This window comes from Gemmatimonadota bacterium, from assembly GCA_016713785.1.
GTDB lineage: Bacteria > Gemmatimonadota > Gemmatimonadetes > Gemmatimonadales > GWC2-71-9 > JADJOM01.
On record JADJOM010000002.1, the window covers coordinates 176,263 to 193,532 of the forward strand.

The window sequence follows — 17,270 nt, forward strand, 5'->3', positions numbered from 1 at the left end:
CCCGGCTGAGGCGCCGGCGCCATCCTACTGGCGCTGCCCCCGCGCGGGGGGTAACCTCCGCCCATGGACCGGCGCGAACTCCTCCAGCTCCTTTCCGCGACCAGCGCGCTCGCCTTTCTCCCGCCGGACCTCCTCCCGGCGGCCCGGAGGCTCCACGCCGCCGCGGGCCCGCGGCGGGCGCTCGACGCCGAGCAGGCCGCCCTGGTGACCCTGATCGGCGACATGATCCTCCCCCGCACCGACACCCCGTCGGCCTCCGACGTGGACTGCACCGGCTTCGTGGACCGGCTGCTCGACGCCTGGTACCCGGATGACGAGCGGGCCCGCTTCCTGGCGGGCCTGGCCCACCTCGAGGCGCGGGCGACGGACCTGCACGGCGGCCGCTTCGTGACCCTGCCGGAGCCGGCGCGGGTGGAGCTGCTCACCGCCCTCGACACCGGCGGCGGCGAGCTCGACACCGCGCCCGGGGCCTTCCGCCGGCTCAAGGGGCTGGTGATCTACGGCTGGTTCACCTCCGAGGCGGTGATGACCGCCGACATGGCGCACCCGATGATCCCCGGCCGCTTCGACGGCTGCATCCCCCTCCGGCCGCACTGAGCCGCCCCGCATGACGTCCACTCCCCGCCAGTACGACGCGATCGTGGTCGGCTCCGGCATCACCGGGGGCTGGGCCGCCAAGGAGCTGTGCGAGCGTGGCCTCCGGGTGCTGGTGCTGGAGGCGGGCCGCGAGATCGTGCCGGAGCGGGACTACGCCGAGCACATCCAGGCGTGGGAGCTGCCGTTCCGCGGCTGGGGCGACCGCCGCACCCTGGAGCGCGAACAGCCGATCCAGAAGAACTGCTACGCCTGCGACGAGTGGGGCGCGAAGTTCTTCGTGAACGACCTCGAGAATCCCTACACCTTCGACCCCGCGCAGCCCTTCCACTGGATCCGCGGCCGCCACCTCGGCGGGCGCTCGATCATGTGGGGCCGCCAGGTGTACCGCTGGAGCGACCTCGACTTCGAGGCCAACGCCCGCGAGGGCATCGGCGCCGACTGGCCCATCCGCTACCGCGACATCGCGCCCTGGTACAGCCACGTGGAGCGGTTCATCGGCGTCTCGGGGATGGCGGAGGGGCTGGACCAGCTCCCCGACGGCGAGTTCCTCCCGCCGATGGCGTTCCGCTGCGCCGAGACGGCACTGCGCGAGGCCACCGAGCGCACCTGGGGCCGCGACCGGGTGGTGACCATGGGCCGCTGCGCCATCCTCACGGTGCCGCACCAGGGGCGGAAGGCCTGCCACTACTGCGGCCCCTGTGAACGTGGCTGCATCACCCACTCCTACTTCAGCAGCCTCGGCTCCACGCTGCCGGCGGCGCGGCAGACCGGCCGGCTCACCATCCGCCCCGACAGCGTGGTGGAGCGGGTGCTGTACGAGCCGTCGCAGCGCCGCACCGCGACCACCGGCGCCATGCGCGCGACGGGGGTGCGGGTGATCGACGGCAACACCTTCGAGGTGCTCGAGTTCCGCGCCCGGCTGGTGTTCGTCTGCGCCGGCGCGCTCGAGTCCACCCGGCTGCTGCTCAACTCCACCAGCCGGGATTATCCCGGCGGCCTGGGCAGCAGCAGCGGCGAGCTGGGCCACAACCTGATGGACCATCCCTTCGGCGCGGGCGCCGGCGGGGTGCTGCCGGGGTTCGAGGACCGGACCTCCTTCGGCAACCGGCCCAATGGGATCTACGTGCCGCGCTTCCGCAACGTGAAGGACCGGCAGCCGGACTTCGTGCGGGGCTACGGCTTCCAGGGGGGCGGGTGGCGAGGCGGGTTCGACCGCTCGAGCCCCGGCTTCGGCGCCGAGTTCAAGCACAAGCTGGTCGCGGCGAAGGGGCCGTGGCGGCTGGGCCTCGGCGGCTGGGGCGAGTGCCTGCCGCGGCACGACAACCTCGTGGCGATCGATCCCGAGGTGAAGGACAAGTGGGGCATCCCCGCGCTGCGGGTGCAGTGCACCTGGGGCCCCAACGAGCTGGCCATCCTCAAGGACATCCAGGTCACCGCGGCCGAGATGCTCGAGGCCGCCGGCGCCACCGACATCACCACCCACGACGACAAGCTCCCCCCAGGCCTCTGCATCCACGAGATGGGCACCGCCCGCATGGGCCGCGACCCGAAGACCTCGGTGCTCAACGGCTGGAACCAGGTCTGGGACGCGCCCAACGTCTTCGTGACCGATGGCGCCTGCATGGCCAGCTCGGCCAACCAGAATCCGTCGATCACCTACATGGCCCTGACGGCCCGTGCCGCGCATCACGCGGTGGAGCTGATGAAGAGGAATGAACTATGAGCGACGGCTCGGCGGCTCGGCGGCTTGGCGGCGCGTGTGATCGTCGGGACTTCCTCGGCACCCTGGCCGCAGGCCTCCTGCTGCCCGGACTCACCCCCGCGGCCGAGCCGCCGAACCGCCGAGCCGCCGAACCGCCGAGCCGCCCCTTCGGCCTTCAGCTCTACGCCGTGCGCGACGCCGCCCAGCGGGACCTCGCCGGCACCCTGAAGGCACTGGCGGCGATGGGCTACCACGAGGTGGAGCTGGCGGGGCTGTACGGGAAGACGGCGGCGGAGTTCCGCGCGGCGCTCGACACCGCCGGTCTCCAGGCCCCGGCGGGCCACGTGGGCATCCCGGCGCTCACCGACCAGCTGGAGCAGACCATCGCCGACGCGAAGGTCCTGGGCCACCGCTACCTGATCCTGCCGTGGGTGGGGGAGGAGTACCGGACCGCCGACGGCTGGCAGCGCGCCGCCGACCTGCTCAATCATGCGGGTGAACGCTGCCGCCAGGCCGGGCTCACGGTGGGGTACCACAACCACGGCTTCGAGTTTGCCCCCCTGCCGGAGGGCGCCGACGCACCGTTCACCTCCGGCTACACCGCGCTGCTCCGGCTCACCGACCCGGCGCTGGTGGTGTTCGAGCTGGACCTCTTCTGGGCCCGGCAGGGCGGCGCCGACGCGCTGGCCTTCTTCAGCGGCTTCCCCGGCCGCTTCCGCGCGGTGCACGTGAAGGACATGGCCGCCGACGGGACGATGGTGGACGTGGGTGCCGGGGTGATGGACTGGCCGGTGCTGCTGGGCGCGGCCCGGAGCGCCGGCGTCACCCACTTCTTCGCCGAGCACGACGAGGCGAAGGACCAGCTGGCCTTTGCCCGGGCGAGCGCGGCCTACATGCAGACGCTTCGGTACTGAGGATCGGTTCGGCGGTTCGTCCGAGCCGCCGAGCCGCCAAGCCACGACCATGCCCCGCTTCAATCCCACGCGGTTCCCCCCCGGGTTCTTCGACCTCCCGCCCGATGCCGGCCAGCGGCTGCCGCTGGACGTCATCGCCGCGTGGACCCGCAGCGAGCAGACCCACGCGCGCGCCTGCGCGCTGCTGGCGCCGTGCACGCTGCGCGGGCTGGTGGTCTGCACCGACACCGCGGGGCTCACCCGGCTCTCGGCGGAGCGGTCGCTCATCGAGATCCTGGCGATGGTGAGCCGGCCCAAGGAGCTGGTGCACGCCTATGGGCGGGCCATCGGCGGGCAGCCCATCGGCGTCTGGGCGGCGGACAACACCCAGATGTTCTTCCCTGAGGGCGTGGCGCCGGACCACGTGGTGGGCATGCTGCTGACCTTGATGGACCGGATCCGCGCCGAGTGCGAGGTGGGGATCGGCGTCTGTGTGCACGAGGGGGTGTTCTACGAGCTGGGCCAGAGCCTCTACGGCCCCGACGCCGACCGGGTGGAGGCGATCGCGGAGGACTTCACCGCGGCCCACGAGCTGGTGGTCACCGGCGAGGCGGCCCGCCGGCTGGGCGAGACGGCGCACTTCCTTTACGAGCCACGCGCGGACCTGGCGGAGCGCTTCGGCGAGGTGCGGCGGGTGGTGGATGGGCCGCGGCTCGGCGGGATCGCCGCGAGCGACTTCCGCTACCCGCTCCCCTTCACGGAGGAGTTCTTCGGCGGGCTCGGGGAGTTCCAGCGCACCCGGCGGACCTCCGTGGTGCCGCGCCCGGCCTACCGCGACCTGGCGGTGGTGGTCATCGACGTGGAGCGGGAGGACCGCGAGGTGCCGGAGCTGGCCGCGCTCAACGACCTGGCGCTCGCCGCGGCGGTGACGCGGCTGGGCAACTCGCTGGTCGAGGACCTGGCCGGGGCGGAGGTCAAGTCCACCACCGGCACCAGCATCTATCACTTTGACGGGGCGCGGCAGGCGCTGGCCTTTGCGCGGAAGCTGCGCGATACCCTCGCCGCGCAGGGGGTGCAGCTGCGGGTGGGGATCGACGTGGGCCGGGTGCTGCTGTTCGAGCTCGGCCCCGGCCTGCGCGACGTGGCCGGCTCCCCGGTCAACGTGGCCGCCAAGCTGGCGCAGGACGCCGGCGTCTTCGGCGTGATCCACCTCACCGCCGCCGCCGCGCGGCAGGCCGGCCTCCCCGACGTGACCGCGGCGCGCGCGGTGCGGGTCGGGGGCGTGACGATCGAGGCGGTGGCCGTCTAGCCCCCGGCACGGGCGCGCTCCGGTTACCATTCCACCCCATGCGTACCCGATCGCTCCTCGCCCTGCTGGCGCTGCTGCTCGCGCCCCGCGCCCTGGCAGCCCAGCAGCCGGCCTTCGACTGGCCCGCCCTGCGGGATGAGGCCAGCCGGCTCCTCTCCGAGTACCTCCGGATCAACTCCACCAATCCACCGGGCAACGAGCTGGCCACCGCCCGCTGGCTCCAGGAGGTGCTGGCGCGCGAGGGGATCGAGGGGCAGATCCTCGATACCGCCGAGCTCGGGCCCGGCCGCGCCAACTTCTACGCGCGGCTGCGGGGCAGCGGCGGAGGGCGGGCCATCGCGCTGGTGCATCACATGGACGTGGTGCCGGTGACTCCCTCGCAGTGGACCCGCGACGCTTTCGGCGGGGAGATCGTGAACGGCGAGGTCTGGGGCCGGGGCGCCATCGACATGAAGGGCCACGGCATCATCCAGCTCATGGCGCTGATCGCCCTCAAGCGCGCCGGGGTGACGCTCGATCGCGACCTCGTCTACATCGCCAACGCGGACGAGGAGACCGACGGCCGCGGGGCGATCGTGTTCGTCGAACGGCACCGCGACCTGCTGGCCGGGGTGGAGTACCTGCTCACCGAGGGCGCCGACACCCGCGTCGAGGGTGGCGCGGTGCGCTGGTTCGGAATCGACGTGGGTGAGAAGCGGCCGCTGTGGACCCGGCTGGTGGTGCGGGGCACCACCAGCCACGGCTCGGTGCCCATCGGCGACCAGAACCCGGTGCCGGTGCTGGCGCGGGCGGTGGCCCGGGTGGCGGCGTGGCAGACCCCGCTGACCCTCTCCCCGGCTGTGGAACGCTTCCTCAAGGCGCAGGCGGCGGTGGAGACGGGGCCGGGCCGGCGCTGGCTCGCCGAGCCCGCCGCGGCGTTGCGCTCGCCGGCGGGCCGCGCCTGGCTCACCAGCGAGCCGGAGCGGAACGCGCTGCTCCGCAATACCATTTCGCCCACGGTGCTGGTCGGCTCCAACAAGACCAACACCATTCCCCAGGTGGCCACCGCCGACCTCGACATCCGCCTGCTCCCCGACCAGGACCCGGCGGCCTTCCTCGCGGAGCTCCGCCGCGTCATCGCCGACCCGCGCGTGACGCTGGAGGAGATCGCGCCCCTCCCGCCCCGCTACAGCGCGCCGCTCGGCACCGAGCTGTTCCGTGCCATCGAGGCCACCGCCGCGGAGCTGCTGCCCGGCGTGCCCGTGGCCACGCCCATCAGCCCCGGCGCCTCCGACCGGCCCAGCTATGCCGCCGCGGGCATCGTCACCTACGGCCTCGATCCCTACCTGATCCCCATCGACGAGAACCGCTACCAGGTGCATGGCAACGACGAGCGAATCTCGGTCGAGAATGTTGGCTTTGGTGTCCGATTCTACGTCCTGCTGCTGCAGCGGTTTGCGCGGGCGCCGGCGAAAGCGTCGTGAAATCACCGTACGCCGGAGTATGAAGATGCGGGATGCTCTTCCATTCGGTGCCATGAATCGCCATTTTAGCACTCCCGTCAGATTCACCCGCCCCGACCGAGGGCGACACGGAGACCCCATACATGGCAAAGAAGCAGCCCGCGATGCGCCGCGCGGCCTCACGGACCTCGAAGCCCGCCCCGAAGGTGACGCTGCCGGCCGCCCGGGCGCGCCGGGTCAACTCCAAGCTGCCGCCCGGCATCTGTCGCGTGGACCAGGCCAGCACCCGCACCTTCGGGTTCGTGGTCCGGGTCGGTCACCGGCGCTCGGCGAAGGGCTGGCGCCCCAAGTTCACCGCCTACTTCGGCGACTTCTCCAACGGTGGCAAGAAGCAGGCGCTCGCCGCGGCGGTGAAGTGGCTCAAGACGCTCGAGCGCACCGGCAAGGCGCCCGCGAAGTAACCGCCGGCCGGGCGGCCCGCCTGGCCGTCCTCCTGCTCGCCGGTACGGCGGTGGCGTCTCCGCCACCGCTCCACGCCCAGACGTCCACGCTCGTCCATCCCGGGGCCCGGGTGCAGGTCACGGCCCCGGTGCTGGGCGCCGGCTGGCTTCGCGGCGCCTTCGCCAGCGCCCGGGTGCGCGACCGGCTCTGCCTCGGCGTGGCGGTCGAGCCGAAGGACGCCAGCACCGGCCCGCTCTTCGTCCTGCTGCGCGGCATCACCGCCCTCAAGGTGGACCGCCGGACCAACGCCGACGTCCGGATCGCGATCGCACTCCCGGAGGCCGCGGACAGCGACTGGGAGGTGATCAGCCTCGACCGGCTGGCCGCGCAGGACACGGCCTGCCGCACGCCCGCTCCCGCCACGCCCCGATAATCCCCCGCCCCGGCCCCCGGCGCCGGCCGGGGGCCGCTCTTGCGCCGCCCCCGCCCCGCCCGCATCATGTCGTCATCTCCTCCCCCTCCCTTCTCTGGAGTATCCATGCGCATGATGTCCCGCCTGCTGAACGGCCTCGCCCTCGGCGCCGTGCTCGCCTGCAGCCCAGCTCCCACGCACGACGTCGCGGCCGATGCCCAGGCCATCCGGGATATCGATGCCAGGTGGAACGAATACATCGTGGCGAAGAACGACTCGGCCATCGCCGCGATCTACGACAGCAACGCGGTCCTGATGCCGCCGAACATGCCGGCCCTGAACGGCGCGGGCCCGATCCGCGCCTTCTGGGCCGGGCTGTGGGGGATCAACGTCAGCCTGACGCTCGCGGTGGACGAGGTGATCGTGGATGGCGACCTGGCGCTGGACCGGGGCCGGTACACCTTCAGCGTCCCCCAGCCCGATGGCAGCCAGGCCAGCGAGACCGGCAAGTACCTCGTGGGGTGGCGCCGCATCGGCGGCCAGTGGAAGGCCGTGAGCGACATCTACAACAGCGACACCCCGCCGGCGCCCGCCCCAGCGCCCGCCAAGTAGGGCCACCGGGGGACAGCGGGAGCGCCATGACGGTGCCGGAGTTCCTCCGGAGCGAGCCGGACCTCTCGGGGTCGCTGCACGCCTTCCGCGAACGCCTCGCGGAGACCGTCTCGTGGTGTGGCCGCAAGGCGGGGCAGCCGGACCTCGGGGGGGTGCTGCGCACCGCGGACCTCTCGCCGCCCCCCGCCACCCCGTGGCCCGAGACCGTCCGCGCGGTGGCAGACCAGCGCCTGCTGCTGCTGGGGCGGAGCTGGCGGCGGTCCCTCGATCCGCTGGGTGGCGGGATGCTGCTGGTGTATTTCCCGACGCCGCCGCATTCGGGGGGAGCAGCGCGGGCGGCCAGCCATGGCTACTTTGATGACCGGGACGCGCCACCCTGGGACACCTGGGTGGCGTACCTGGAGGAACCTGGGCGCAGCTACGTGGTAGCATGGGTACCGCCCCAGGGGCTCGAGTCGGCCACCGCCGGCATCGAGGCCGCCCGTTCCTTGGCCTGGCTCGAAACCTCCGGTGTGGGCTTCCGGCTCCCACCGCGCGTCTGAGCAGGAGGAAAGCAGATTCCATGACCACCGACCGCACCCTCCGTCGGCACGAGATCGCCGTCCGGGCCCGGGCCTACCTCCAGGGGCTGGTGCCCCGGAGCACCGTGCTCGAAGGGCTCGAGGCCAGCGACTGGGAGGACCCCGTCCTCCGCCCGCTGCTCGAGACCATCCAGAACGCGCCCAAGAAGTCCCGCTTTTCCGGCCTCTGGGGCCGGGCCTACGACGCGTTCGTGGCCCAGACCGAGGCCCTCATCGACGCCGCCGACCGCACGCCGTAGCGCGGCGGTCCGCTCCCCGTTCACCCCGGTTCCCGAGGACCTTCCATGCGTCGTGCCGTCCTGCTCCTGATCGCCGGTGCCGTCGCCGCCTGCGGTGGCGGGACCGACTCCAACGGCCCGCCGGCCTCCCCGTACACCGTCACGGTGGTCTCCCAGTCGCAGAGCGGGGGCAACGGCGCCGTCTGGAGCGACGTCATCACCTTCGAGGTGAAGGACAAGTCCAGCAGCGCGCCCATCCAGGGCGCCACGGTGGTGACCCAGACCACGGCCGGCACCGTCACCACGCTCCCGCTGGTGACCGCCGCCAACGGCCGGGTCACCGGCACCTGGACCATCGACATCGTGGACCAGACCTCCGGCATCATCCACGCCCTCGCCATGTGCGCGCCCGAGGTGGGCAGCAGCATCTGCAAGACCAAGTTCGGCGACGACAACACCATCAAGATCACGTTCTAGTGCCGCTGGCCCCGCTCGACACGGCAAGCGCCGCCCAGTGGCTGGCGGCGCTTCCCGAGACCTCGCTCACCCTCCTCTACAAGCACAGCACCCGCTGCGGCGTCTCCCTGGACGCCAGCATGGAGCTGGGCGGGTTCGTGGCCGCCCATCCGGAGGTGATGGCGTGGCAGGTGGACGTCCTCCGGCAGCGGGCGCTGTCGCAGGACTTCGCCCGGCTGCTCGACATCCCCCACCAGTCGCCGCAGGTCATCCTGCTGCGCGGCGGCCGGCCCATCTGGCACACCTCCCACCAGCGCATCACCAGCGGCGCGCTGGCCGAACGGCTCGCGGCCGCCCGCGCGGGCTGATCACCCCGCGCCCTCCGCGGCGCGGGCCTCCCGTTCAAACCGGTTGTCACGATAGAGATCGCCGCCCCCGCACCGGGCGGCCACGCTGGCGCCCAGGTAGAGCAGCGGGAAGAGCGGCCCGTAGCGCTCGAACTGCCGCACGTGGACGCGCTCGTGTGCGCGGGTGCGCTCGAGGTCGTCCTGGCCCTGCGCCAGCACCACGTGACCCAGCGTGATCGCGGCGATCGCCATCGGGGGATAGCCGCGCCGGAGCAGCGGGGCCAGCGGGCCGCCAGCCGCCTCGAGGACCCCATCGCGCCACGAAAGCCGGGCGCCGCCCAGGCGCCCGACGAGCGCCGCGAGCACGCCGACCAGCGTCACCGGCAGGGCCCAGAGATACGCCACGGCGCGCGCCGCGGGAGCGGGCATGCGGCGGGATCCTAGCGCCGGCGCTCGCACATCAGCGCGAGCGTGTTCCCCTCGCTGTCGGCGAGGAAGGCCATCCACAGGTCGTGCTCAGGCATCCGGACCACCAGGTGCGGCTCGGCGGCGAAGGCGGCGCCCGCCGCGGCCAGCCGGTCGGCGGCGGCGTGGATGTCGGTCACCCGGTAGTACAGGATGGACGCGGGATGGTCGTACGTCGGGTCGGTGGGGACCGCGAGCATCAGCCGCACGCCGCCGGCGTCGAAGAACGCCATGCCCGGGACCTCGAAGAGCAGCGGCAGGCCCAGCACGTCGCGGTAGAAGGCGGTGGCGCGCGCCACGTCGTGCACCGTCACCGCGATCTGGCCGATGGCCGTCAGCGCCGTCCCGTCGGCGGGCGTCACGGCAGCCGGCGCAGCGCCAGGAGCGAGAGCGCCACCCCCGCCAGCTCGATCAGCAGGAAGGGCACCAGGCGCGGGCTCACGCTCCGTTCCGCCGCGAAGCCGAGCAGGCGCCCCGCGGCGAAGCCGCCGAGCGCGAGCGCGTTGGCCACCAGGCCGGGGGCCACCCAGTCGGCCCGCCGGGCGGCCAGCAGCAGGAAGATCCCGAACGCCAGGTCGAAGCCGCCGTAGGTGGCGCGCAGGTCGGTCCGCGCCATGGCCGTGGGCAGCGCGATCTCGAGCCACGCGGCCCAGCTCACCGGCCGGAACAGGAACCCCACCCCGATGGCCACGAAGGTCACGCCGATCACGCCGAGGATCCAGCGCGCCAGGGTCATCGCGCCGGCCTCACCGCAGGGTGGGCGCGAAGGTGGAGTCGCGCCACACCGGCCGCCCCTCGAGCAGTGTGAGGAGCACCCGGGCCGTGTGCAGCTCGGTGGCCGGCAGCGCAAAGAGGTCGCGGTCGAGCACGATCAGGTCGGCCAGCTTGCCGGCCACCAGGCTGCCGGTCTCGCGCTCGGCGTGCTGGGCCCAGGCGGCGTTGATGGTGTAGGCGGCGAGCATCCGCGGCAGGTCGGCGCGCTCCTCGGGGAGCCACGCCGCGCCGTCGGGCCGGTTGAGCTCGTGCCGGGTGACGGCCACCTCGATCGCGTCGAGCGGATTGAGGGTCGAGACGGTCCAGTCGCTGCCGCCCGCTACCACCGCCCCGCTCGCGAGCATGCTGCCGATCGGGTAGAGCCAGCGCGAGCGGGCCGGCCCGAGCGCCGGCTCGGTGAGGTCGGCGATGTACTCGTCACGCTGGGCCCAGAAGGGCTGGAAGCTGGCCACCACGCCCAGGGCGCGGAAGCGGGGCAGGTCGGCGGGATCGAACAGCTCGATGTGCGCCAGCACCGGCCGCGCGTCGCGCGAGGGATGCGCCTCGCGGGCCCGGGCCAGCGCGTCGAGGGTCACCCGGATGGCGCGGTCGCCGATCGCGTGGACGTGGACCTGGAACCCCTCGCGATCGAAGCGGAGGATCCGTTCCTCCAGGGCCTCCGGCGCATACACCAGTGGGCCGGCGTCGCCGGGCCGGTCGAGGTACGGCGCCAGCAGCGCCGCGGTGCGCGCCTCGAGGACGCCGTCGGCGTAGAGCTTCACCGTGCCGGCCCGCACCCGCGAGGCGAACCGCGCACGGTCACGCAGGGCGCGCAGCCTGGGCACCATGCTGTCGAGCGGGACGTCCTCGTGGTCCCGGAGCGCGGCGGTGACCCGCGCGGTGAGCTCGTTGCGCTCGTCCACCGCGAGGTAGGCATCGAGGTAGTCCTCGCCCACGTCGGCGTCGGTGATGCTGGTGATCCCGAACCGGTTGGCCTCCGCCAGGGCCCGGCGCACCGCGCCGATCCGTTCCTCCCGCGAGTACGGGGGGAGCAGGCGGCTCACCAGCCCGATCGCCGACTCGCGCAGGGTGCCGCTCGGCTCGCGGGTGCGCGGATCGCGCTCGATCCGGCCGCCCGGCGGGTCCGGCGTCTCCCGGGTGACGCCGGCGAGCGCCAGCGCGCGGGAGTTGACCCACGCGGAGTGCCCGTCCGCGGCATAGAAGAAAGCCGGGCGGTCGGGCACCACGCGGTCGAGGAGAGCGCGGCCGGGATTCGCGCCCGGGAAGACCGGCAGCTGCCAGCCGTTGCCGCGCACCCACGGCAGGTCGGGATGGGCGTCAGCGTAGGCGTGGATCACGCCCTCGATCTCCGCCGCGGTCCGCGCCTCGTACAGGTTGCACTCGCGCAGCTCGAGCCCGCCGGACAGCGGGTGGGCGTGGGTGTCGCCGAAGCCCGGCAGCACCATCTTCCCCTCCAGCTCGATCACCTGCGTCCCGCCACCCACGAAGCGCTCGGCGCCGGCCACGTCGCCCACGTACACCAGGCGCCCCTCGCGGATGGCCACCGCCTCGGCCCAGGGGCGCTCCGGCTCCGCCGTCCACACCACGCCGTCACGCAGCACCAGGTCGGCCGGCGTGGCCGGCGGCCGACGCTCCAGGTGGCAGCTGGTGAGGAGGGCAAGGAAGAGCAGGGATCCGGCCATCGACCCTGGCCGGCGGGGCCGCGTCGCGCAGGCACGACCGCAGGGGTGCGGGGAGGGGAGGCATCGGTGCTGCCGGAGCGACGCGGCCCCGCGGCCGCGGAAGCCGTTGAGGCCGCTGAGGCCGCTACTCACGCGGCCCCGCCGTCACCGTGCCGATGCCGCTCAGCCAGCTGTAGGGGTCGATCGTGAATCCCTCCACCCGCCGCGACACCGCGGCCACGTTCACCGGGGCGTACAGGAAGAGCGCGGGCGCGTCGGCGTTGAGGGTGTCGAGGGCGGCGCGCCACGCGCGGCGTGCGGCCAGGAGGTCGGCGGCACCGAGCGCCTCGTGGAACAGCCGGTCGAAGGCCGGATTGGCGTAGCGGCCGTAATTGAGGATGCCGATCCCGGCCGCGGTCCACTGGTCGGCCAGGCCGCGCGGGCTCGGTTCGTCGAGCCACGCCCCGATGTAGCTGTCGAACTCGCCCTTCCCCAGCCGCTCCTGGAAGACCGGGAAGTCCACCGCGGTGACCGTCACCTCCGCGCCGACCAGCCGCCACCGTTCCTGCAGCAGCTCCGCCAGCCGGCGGCGGCCCAGGCTGGTGGCGGGCACCAGGATGTCGAAGCCGAGCCGCGTCCCGGCGCGGGCGCGCACCCCGCCGGCGCCGCGGGGCCAGCCGGCGGCATCGAGGGCCTGCGCCGCGGCGGCGGTGTCGGAGGGGAGCGTGGCCACGCTGTCGTCCCACACCCAGAGCAGCTGCGACATGGGGCCGGGTGGCGCCTTGGCGCCCTCGCCGAAGACCGTGCGGGCGATCGCCGGCCGGTCCACCGCCATGGTGAGCGCGCGCCGCACGGCGCGGTCGGCGAGGGGGCCGCCGCCGGGCCGCCGCATGGCCGCACCGCCCAGGTTGAAGCCGAGGAACCCGTAGGCCGCGGCGGGATAGGAAACGGTGCGGAGCCCGGAGTCGGCCGCGACGCGGGCCACCCGCTCCGGCGCGCCCACCGCCTCCAGGAGGTCCGCCTCGTGCGACAGCACCAGGTTGAGCGCCGCGTCGGGGTCGGCGGCAAAGCGCCAGGTGAGCGTCCCCACGCCGGCGCGCCGCCCGCCCGCGGTGTCGGCCACCAGCGTGAGCGACTGCCCCCGCGCCCACGCCCCCATCCGGTAGGGCCCGCTGCCGATCACGTGCGCCACCGCGGTATCGCTGCCCCAGGTGCTGCGTTCCTGCCAGCGCCAGACATGCGCCGGGATCACCCGCACGTGCCAGGTGGCGTCGTACAGCTGCTCGGGATAGGCGCGCGCAAACTGCACCAGCACCGTGCTCGAGTCCTCCGCGCTGGCCGAGAGCTGGCCGGCGAGGGAGCCGCGGGCGGGGGTGTCGAGCACCGAGTCGGCGTACGACTCGAACGAGAAGACCACGTCGCCGGCGGTGACCGGCTCGCCGTCGTGCCACCGGGCGCCGGGCCGGAGGTGGAACCGCAGGGTGAGGCTGTCCACCCGCTCCCATCGCGCGGCCAGCGCCGGCCGGTAGGCGCCGGTGTCGATCGGCGCGCCACCCGGGACCAGGTCGGCCAGCCGCTCGTACACCCGGTCGCCGATGTCGCGGCCCACCGTCTCGTAGACCAGCGGCGGCAGCAGCGCCTCCGGCTCGCCGGTGGCCGCGATCACCAGCTGGTCGCAGGTGGGGCAGGGACGGGCGTCGCGGCAGGCGAGCAGGGCGGCGAGGCCCAGGAGGACGAGACGGGAACGCGGGGGCACGCGGGCTCCTGGGAGCTGGGCGGGTTGGCGGATCGCGCGGCTACTGTGCCACGTACCGGATGGTGTCCGTGGCCAGCAGCGGGAATGAAGGCGCGATGGAGTACGGTCCGGCGGAGAAGGACGGCACCCAGGTGGTATCCCCGACCGTCACCGGCGCCCACGATGCGTAGACGGTGCCGCTCTCGTAGAACGCCAGGTCGTAGGGACCGGCGGGGATCCGCGGATCCTCCCGCCACAGGCCGTTCGCCTCCACGAAGCTCCCCTGGGCATGTATCGAGGGTGGTAGCCCCTCGATCACCAGCCGGACGAACCCCTCATAGGGGAGCAGAAGCACCGTGTCACGCGCCAGCACCGGACTGGCGACGGCCTCGATGACCAGCGTGTCGAGCGAATAGACCTGCCGGATGAAGCCATCGACCACGGAGGTGCCGCGGAAGAAGGTGAGGGTGTACTGGCCCGGCCGGAGATTGGAGAAACGGGCCGGCTGGCCCACCACGGCCACGCCGTGCAGCACCGTGTCGCTGCCGAGCCGGCTGCCGGTGAACCCCACCGCGGCGCCGGCTGGACCGCCGATGGCGATCACGAGAAAGCCCGCCGATGTCACCGCGTACTCCCCGGTGACCAGATACGGTGGATCGGCCGCGGCCACCACCGTGGTGTCGGCCGCGGCGGCATAGGTGAAGCGGTCACCGCTGTCGGAGACGGTGCGTGGGTCCCACCGCACCACGTAGTCGCCGTAGGGGAGGCCGGGATGGCTTCGGGTCTCGGCGGCGGTCAGCGCCCCGGACAGCACCGGGGCGCCGTCACGCAGCACCGTGTACGGCGCGGTGTAGCCCGCCGGGATCCCGCTGGCAGCCACCGTAAGGACGCCGGTCTGGGCCCCACCGGATTCGCCCGTCCCTCCCCCGCCGCAGGCCGCGAGGAGCGCGGCCCCCGCGAGGCTCAGGCGCTTGGACATGCGTCCTCCCAGGTGGTCAGGTGAGATACCGCTCGCGGATCACGGCCAGGTGGTGGATCTCGTGCCCCGCGATGATCCAGGCCAGCGCCCGGGCGCTCACCGGCTTCTGGCTGGCCGTGCCCATGCGCGCCAGCGCCTCGGCGTCCATGCCGTGGACGAGCGAAAGGGTGGCGTCGCGCACCGTGGCGAACTCCGCCGCCATGTCGGCGAGGCTGCGGCGCTCGAACTGGCCGTTGGGCACGTAGAGGTTCTCGTCGAAGCTCGCCAGCGGCGTGGCGTCCCCCCGCGCGATCCGCAGCAGCCGGTAGGCGAAGATCCGCTCGGCATCGGCCAGGTGACCGATCACCTCGCGCACGCTCCACTTCCCCGCGGCATAGCGGAACCCCGCCTTCGCCTCCGGAATCGCCGCGAGGAAGGCGGCGGTGCCGTGCCGCTGGGCCACGAGGACCGGCCGCGCGTCCTCGCCCGGGACCTTGCCGACATAGGTGCCGTAGTAGGGCGCAAACTCGTCGGCGGTGGGGCGGGCGATGGTCATGGCGACGATCCGCGTGAGGGGGTCAGCGGCCGGGTCCTGAGGGGTCGCCAGAGAGGATAGTCCACAGGAACGAAATGGCAACTCTCCGGCGGCCAGGTACGATACCAGCCCAGGGCGTCCGGCCCAGGAACGGCCGCCCTGGCCTCCGGGTCACCCGGCGCGCAACGAATCATTACACCTGCCTCGTTCTATAGTGTTTCTTGAGCAGTGTGCTGGCTCACACCGCGTCCATAATTCAATTGTTTGCAAGAGTTTGGCTTACATGCCTGAAATGGCCTGTCCATTGCTTTGTCAGGGGCCAGGAAGCAGAAGACACCGGACCACTCACAGGAGCCTGACAATGACCCCGATCAAGTTCGGCCCGGCCGCCCTCGCCGCCGTGGCCCTCCTCACCGCCTGCGGCAGCGATGCCAGCGGGCCCGCCGTCTCCGGCCGGAAGGTGGCCTTCCAGCTGGCCACCAAGCCCGCCGGCGCCGCCCCGGCCCAGGCCGCCCTGGCGGGCCAGGAAGTGATTGCGGTCGGCAGCGACACGATCGTCCTGACCAGCGTGCAGCTGGTGCTGCGGGAGATCGAGCTCGACCGCGTCAGCGGCGCCGTCTGCGACAGCGGCGCGGCCGACGATGACTGCGAGGAGCTCGAGCTCGGCCCCGTCCTGCTCGACCTGCCCCTCGGCGCCGGCGCCGAGCGCCAGTTCTCCGTGGCCATCGACACCGGGTCGTACGACAAGATCGAGTTCGAGGTCCACAAGCCCTCCGGCGATGACGACTCGGCCTTCGTGGCCCAGCACCCCGGCTTCGACGGCGTGAGCGTCATGGTGACCGGCACCTGGAACGGCGTCGCGTTCACCTACACCTCCGACCTGGACGTGGAGCAGGAGTACAGCTTCAACCCGCCGCTGCTCGTCACCGAGACCACCGGCGCCAACGTGACCCTGTTCGTGGACCTGACCAGCTGGTTCATGAACCAGGCGGCCGACGGCCTCCTCGACCCCGCCCAGGCCAACAAGGGCGGCACCTACGAGGGCGAGGTCAAGAGCAACATCGAATCGTCGCTCAACGCCTTCGAGGACGACGACCGCGACGGCGAGGATGATCACGGCAGCGACAGCTGACCGCGCGGGAGGGGGAAACCGGAGACGGGAAGCGGGAGATCACCCCCGCTTCCCGTTTCCCTTTTCCCGTTTCCCGGTAGCTTCCGGGCATGCCCACCCGCGCCGCCCGCGGCATCCGCAGCGCCCAGCTCGGCCTCGTGGTGAACACGCTCCTCGCGATCACCAAGCTGGTCGCGGGCATCCTCGGCAACGCCTACGCGCTGGTGGCCGACGCCGTCGAGTCCACCGCGGACATCTTCTCCTCGCTGATCGTCTGGGGCGGGCTGCAGATCGCCACCCGCCAGGCCGACGACGAATACCCCTTCGGCTACGGCAAGGCCGAGCCACTCGCGGCCACCGTCGTGTCGCTCCTGCTCATCGGGGCGGCGGCGGGCATCTCCGTCGAGGCGCTGCGCGAGATCCGCACCCCCCATCACACGCCGGCGCCGTTCACGCTCATCGTGCTGGTGGCGGTCATCGTGGTGAAGGAGGTGCTGTTCCGCCGGGTGCTCAAGGTGAGCGACGAGGTGAGCAGCACCGCGGTCAAGGCCGACGCCTGGCATCACCGCAGCGACGCCATCACTTCGGCCGCGGCCTTCCTCGGCATCAGCGTCGCGCTGCTGGGTGGGCCGGGGTGGGAATCGGCCGACGACTGGGCGGCCCTCGCCGCCGCGGGCGTGATCGTGGTCAACGCCATCCGGCTGCTGCGACCCGCCATCGGTGACCTCATGGACAAGAGCCCCGGCGCGCACCTGCTGGAGCGCATCGGCGAGGCCGCGCGCGCCACGACCGACGTCCGCCACATCGAGAAACTCAAGGTCCGCAAGGCCGGGCTGCAGTACTACGTGGACCTCCACGTGCAGGCCGACCCCGCCCTCTCCCTCCACGACGCCCACATTCTGAGTGGCCGGGTGAAGACCGCCATCCGGGCCGCCGTGCCCGAGGTGGCCGGGGTCCTGATTCACATGGAGCCCCATGAGGTGTAACATTCTGTTCCAGCTTGATCGTTTCGATCGGCGGG

The 17,270-nt window shown here is 72.8% G+C and carries 21 protein-coding genes; 14 read left to right on the forward strand and 7 right to left on the reverse strand.

The genetic code is table 11. The annotated features are described in order from the left end of the window. Positions 1–63: 63 nt before the first annotated feature. From IPJ95_05130 to ytxJ, 12 genes are all read left to right on the forward strand, one after another. Positions 64–597: a gluconate 2-dehydrogenase subunit 3 family protein gene (locus tag IPJ95_05130; GenBank protein ID MBK7923002.1), complete on the forward strand. Its 534-nt coding sequence runs from the start codon at positions 64–66 to the stop codon at positions 595–597. Between the two features lie 10 nt (positions 598–607). Further along, the gene (locus tag IPJ95_05135; GenBank protein ID MBK7923003.1) at positions 608–2,320 is read left to right on the forward strand and encodes a GMC family oxidoreductase; all 1,713 of its coding nucleotides are present in this window, start codon (positions 608–610) and stop codon (positions 2,318–2,320) included. Then, a complete protein-coding gene (locus tag IPJ95_05140) occupies positions 2,317–3,213 on the forward strand; it encodes a sugar phosphate isomerase/epimerase (GenBank protein ID MBK7923004.1) in 897 nt (298 codons plus the stop codon). Before IPJ95_05135 ends, IPJ95_05140 begins: the two co-directional genes overlap by 4 nt. Before the next feature lie 49 nt (positions 3,214–3,262). Beyond that, entirely contained in the window at positions 3,263–4,501 is a 1,239-nt protein-coding gene (locus IPJ95_05145; GenBank protein ID MBK7923005.1) for a family 3 adenylate cyclase, read from the forward strand. Between the two features lie 38 nt (positions 4,502–4,539). Beyond that, positions 4,540–5,964 (forward strand): M20/M25/M40 family metallo-hydrolase, encoded by a 1,425-nt coding sequence (locus IPJ95_05150; GenBank protein ID MBK7923006.1) that lies wholly within the window; start codon positions 4,540–4,542, stop codon positions 5,962–5,964. Positions 5,965–6,086: 122 nt separating this feature from the next. Beyond that, a complete protein-coding gene (locus tag IPJ95_05155) occupies positions 6,087–6,404 on the forward strand; it encodes a hypothetical protein (protein ID MBK7923007.1) in 318 nt (105 codons plus the stop codon). Positions 6,405–6,454: 50 nt separating this feature from the next. Beyond that, positions 6,455–6,817 (forward strand): hypothetical protein, encoded by a 363-nt coding sequence (locus IPJ95_05160; GenBank protein ID MBK7923008.1) that lies wholly within the window; start codon positions 6,455–6,457, stop codon positions 6,815–6,817. A gap of 105 nt (positions 6,818–6,922) precedes the next feature. Next, on the forward strand, positions 6,923–7,408 hold the full coding sequence (locus IPJ95_05165) for a DUF4440 domain-containing protein (protein MBK7923009.1): 486 nt from the start codon (positions 6,923–6,925) through the stop codon (positions 7,406–7,408). Positions 7,409–7,434: 26 nt separating this feature from the next. Further along, the gene (locus IPJ95_05170) at positions 7,435–7,950 is read left to right on the forward strand and encodes a hypothetical protein (protein MBK7923010.1); all 516 of its coding nucleotides are present in this window, start codon (positions 7,435–7,437) and stop codon (positions 7,948–7,950) included. A gap of 20 nt (positions 7,951–7,970) precedes the next feature. Beyond that, on the forward strand, positions 7,971–8,228 hold the full coding sequence (locus IPJ95_05175; protein MBK7923011.1) for a hypothetical protein: 258 nt from the start codon (positions 7,971–7,973) through the stop codon (positions 8,226–8,228). A gap of 45 nt (positions 8,229–8,273) precedes the next feature. Then, positions 8,274–8,684 carry a hypothetical protein gene (locus IPJ95_05180; protein ID MBK7923012.1) on the forward strand — a complete coding sequence of 137 codons (411 nt, stop codon included), beginning with the start codon at positions 8,274–8,276 and terminating at the stop codon, positions 8,682–8,684. Beyond that, positions 8,684–9,031, forward strand: a complete 348-nt coding sequence (gene ytxJ, locus IPJ95_05185; protein ID MBK7923013.1) for a bacillithiol system redox-active protein YtxJ — start codon at positions 8,684–8,686, stop codon at positions 9,029–9,031. The genes IPJ95_05180 and ytxJ overlap by 1 nt, the downstream gene beginning before the upstream one ends. Here ytxJ and IPJ95_05190 read toward each other — a convergent pair whose 3' ends face one another. From IPJ95_05190 to IPJ95_05220, 7 genes are all read right to left on the reverse strand, one after another. Beyond that, positions 9,032–9,439: a hypothetical protein gene (locus IPJ95_05190; GenBank protein ID MBK7923014.1), complete on the reverse strand. Its 408-nt coding sequence runs from the start codon at positions 9,437–9,439 to the stop codon at positions 9,032–9,034. It abuts the gene before it with no gap. An 11-nt stretch (positions 9,440–9,450) separates the two neighbouring features. Then, a complete protein-coding gene (locus IPJ95_05195) occupies positions 9,451–9,837 on the reverse strand; it encodes a VOC family protein (GenBank protein ID MBK7923015.1) in 387 nt (128 codons plus the stop codon). Continuing rightward, positions 9,834–10,211, reverse strand: coding sequence for a DUF4345 domain-containing protein (locus tag IPJ95_05200; GenBank protein ID MBK7923016.1), 378 nt, complete (start codon positions 10,209–10,211; stop codon positions 9,834–9,836). Before IPJ95_05200 ends, IPJ95_05195 begins: the two co-directional genes overlap by 4 nt. A 10-nt stretch (positions 10,212–10,221) precedes the next feature. Next, positions 10,222–11,931 (reverse strand): amidohydrolase, encoded by a 1,710-nt coding sequence (locus tag IPJ95_05205; GenBank protein MBK7923017.1) that lies wholly within the window; start codon positions 11,929–11,931, stop codon positions 10,222–10,224. Positions 11,932–12,055: 124 nt separating this feature from the next. Beyond that, complete coding sequence (locus IPJ95_05210) at positions 12,056–13,666, reverse strand: peptide ABC transporter substrate-binding protein (GenBank protein MBK7923018.1); 1,611 nt, start codon at positions 13,664–13,666, stop codon at positions 12,056–12,058. A 40-nt stretch (positions 13,667–13,706) separates the two neighbouring features. Next, positions 13,707–14,624 carry a hypothetical protein gene (locus IPJ95_05215; GenBank protein ID MBK7923019.1) on the reverse strand — a complete coding sequence of 306 codons (918 nt, stop codon included), beginning with the start codon at positions 14,622–14,624 and terminating at the stop codon, positions 13,707–13,709. Between the two features lie 16 nt (positions 14,625–14,640). Then, positions 14,641–15,159 (reverse strand): DinB family protein, encoded by a 519-nt coding sequence (locus IPJ95_05220; protein ID MBK7923020.1) that lies wholly within the window; start codon positions 15,157–15,159, stop codon positions 14,641–14,643. 340 nt (positions 15,160–15,499) lie between these two features. Between IPJ95_05220 and IPJ95_05225 the strand changes: the two genes are divergently transcribed. After that, on the forward strand, positions 15,500–16,270 hold the full coding sequence (locus tag IPJ95_05225; GenBank protein ID MBK7923021.1) for a hypothetical protein: 771 nt from the start codon (positions 15,500–15,502) through the stop codon (positions 16,268–16,270). An 89-nt stretch (positions 16,271–16,359) separates the two neighbouring features. Then, positions 16,360–17,235, forward strand: coding sequence for a cation transporter (locus IPJ95_05230; protein MBK7923022.1), 876 nt, complete (start codon positions 16,360–16,362; stop codon positions 17,233–17,235). The last annotated feature ends 35 nt before the right edge of the window (positions 17,236–17,270 follow it).